The organism is Streptomyces prasinopilosus (assembly GCF_001419695.1).
GTDB classification, from domain to species: Bacteria; Actinomycetota; Actinomycetes; order Streptomycetales; family Streptomycetaceae; genus Streptomyces; species Streptomyces prasinopilosus.
Map to the genome: position 1 here is coordinate 1 of NZ_LIRG01000246.1, position 1,951 is coordinate 1,951.

General features: G+C 73.7%; 3 protein-coding genes and 2 pseudogenes. 1 reads left to right on the forward strand and 4 read right to left on the reverse strand.

Going from position 1 to position 1,951, the window contains the following annotated elements; genetic code table 11:
* A pseudogene (locus tag AOK18_RS34190) lies at positions 1-88 on the forward strand (ATP-binding protein); the annotation flags it as partial.
* 23 nt (positions 89-111) lie between these two features.
* Here AOK18_RS34190 and AOK18_RS11655 read toward each other — a convergent pair.
* From AOK18_RS11655 to AOK18_RS11670, 4 genes and pseudogenes are all read right to left on the reverse strand, one after another.
* Positions 112-717: a GTP-binding protein gene (locus tag AOK18_RS11655; protein WP_055573292.1), complete on the reverse strand. Its 606-nt coding sequence runs from the start codon at positions 715-717 to the stop codon at positions 112-114.
* Complete coding sequence (locus AOK18_RS11660) at positions 698-1,069, reverse strand: DUF742 domain-containing protein (protein ID WP_055573293.1); 372 nt, start codon at positions 1,067-1,069, stop codon at positions 698-700. Before AOK18_RS11660 ends, AOK18_RS11655 begins: the two co-directional genes overlap by 20 nt.
* Complete coding sequence (locus AOK18_RS11665; RefSeq protein ID WP_055694289.1) at positions 1,066-1,476, reverse strand: roadblock/LC7 domain-containing protein; 411 nt, start codon at positions 1,474-1,476, stop codon at positions 1,066-1,068. The genes AOK18_RS11660 and AOK18_RS11665 overlap by 4 nt, the downstream gene beginning before the upstream one ends.
* A pseudogene (locus tag AOK18_RS11670) lies at positions 1,473-1,951 on the reverse strand (hypothetical protein); the annotation flags it as partial. The pseudogene AOK18_RS11670 and the gene AOK18_RS11665, both read right to left, overlap by 4 nt.

Below are 1,951 nucleotides of genomic sequence, written 5' to 3' on the forward strand. Positions count from 1 at the left end.
CGGGCAGGCGCGGGTCTGGTTGCTGTGGAACGGGCGGTTCAAGGGGGCGCTGGGCGCGGTGGTCCTGGTCGACACCCGGCGGCTGGCCTGGGGCGGTCCCGGCAGGGTCGTTCACCGGGACTCCGCGGCCGTGGCCGAACGGTCCCTGAGGTGGTGGACGAGGGCGACGAGCACGTCGCGGCTCGCGGACCGGTCGCGGGCGTCGAAGGCGACGACCGGGATGTGCCCGGGGATGTCCAGGGCGTCCCGGATCTCGTCCACCGGATACTCCCTGGAGTCGGGGAAGACGTTGAGGGCGATGACGAAGGGCACGTTCTGCCGTTCCATCTCCTCGATCGCCCGGAAGCTGGAGGCCAGCCGCCGGGTGTCGACCAGGACGACCGCGCCGAGCGCCCCCTTGAACAGCCCGTTCCACAGGAACCAGAACCGCTCCTGGCCGGGCGTGCCGAACAGGTACAGCACCAGGCTGTCGTTGAGGCCGATCTTGCCGAAGTCCAGGCTGACGGTGGTCTCCGTCTTGTCGGCGACGCCGATGAGCCGGTCGACACCGGCGCTGGCCTGGGTGAGGGTCTCCTCGGTGGTGAGCGGCTTGATGTCGCTGACCGACCGGACCATCGTGGTCTTCCCGGTACCGAAGCCGCCGGCGATCATCACCTTCACCGAGCGGGTGTCCCCGGCCGCGTGCCGGCCGGCCTGGTCAAAGCCTTTCAAGTCCACTGAGTACCTCCTCGAGGAGCGCGAGGTCGGGCCCGCGGCCGGCGTCGTGGGCCGGGACGGGGTCACGGGCTTCGACGCGGCCCGTGTCCAGCAGGTCCGACAGCAGGACGGCGAGAATGTTGAACGGCAGCCCGAGGTGGGCGCCGAGTTCGGCCGCGGAGAGCGGTTCACGGCAGCGCCGGATGATCTCCTCGTGTTCGTGCTGCATCCCCGGGACGGGGTCCGAGCGGGAGACGACGAGGGTCGCCACGTCGAGACTCGACGCCGAACCGCCCGGTCCGCTGCGCCCGCCGGTGAGGACGTAGTAGCGCTCGAGACCGGACGGGTCCGACGGCCGGCGGGGGGCACTCATCCAGAGTGCTCCTCCTGGCGCACGGTGGTGCCGAGCAGCTCGCCCATCCTGCGGGCGAGGTCCCTCATCTGGTGTCCGAGCAGTCCCTGGTCCAGGCCCTCGCGGGCGAGGACGCCGAGGTAGGTCTCCACGCCCGCCCGGACCACGAAGAGGTGGCCGCCGTCGACCTCGATCATCGCCAGCCGCAGCTGGCCCCCGTAGGCGGGGAACTGTTCGGCGACCGGCTGGGCCAGGGCCTGCAGGCCGGCGACCACGGCCGCGAAGCGGTCCACGTCGTCGGGGTCCTCCGCCCCGAAGGAGGTGATGGCCTTGCCGTCGCTGGAGGCCACGAGGGCGAAGCGGATCTCCTGGATGCTCTCGACGAGATCGCGGAGCGCCCAGCTCACGTCGTTTCCCTGGTGTGTCATGGGGTGTGGTCGCTCTCCTCGGTGCGGTGCTTCGTGTACTCACGTCCTGCGGGGGTGCCACCGGCGGCCGCCGCGGGCGCCGCGCCGGTGGCGCGCTCTGCGGATTCACGCTCCACGCGACCGCGCTCCCCCGCGTCGCGTCCCGCGATGTCGCGGCCGGCGGTGGCGAAGGCGGCGAGTCCGGTGAAGGACGCGTCCGGCGGCACGGCGGTGACGGTGCTCCGCCCGCCGTGCCCGGGCCGTCCGGTCTGCCGCGGCTCCGTCCCGGCCCGTCTGCCGCCGCGCCGCCGGGGCAGCCCGCCGGGCGTGGTGTCCGCCGCCCCGGCGGACCCGGGGAACGTGTCGGGACCCGGTGCCTCGGCGGAGTCGGCCGGCCAGCGGTCGGCCTCCCCCTCGTCGGTGACCGCGGTCCACGGCAGGGCGGGCGCCGCGGCGGGAACCCCCGGGGCGGGGTTCGCCGCGGCCCCGGTGGCCG

Excerpts from the sequence above, each read along its gene's own strand:
- AOK18_RS11660 (WP_055573293.1), bottom strand. The coding sequence starts at position 1,069 with ATGAGTGCCCCCCGCCGGCCGTCGGACCCGTCCGGTCTCGAGCGCTAC.
- AOK18_RS11665 (WP_055694289.1), bottom strand. The coding sequence starts at position 1,476 with ATGACACACCAGGGAAACGACGTGAGCTGGGCGCTCCGCGATCTCGTC.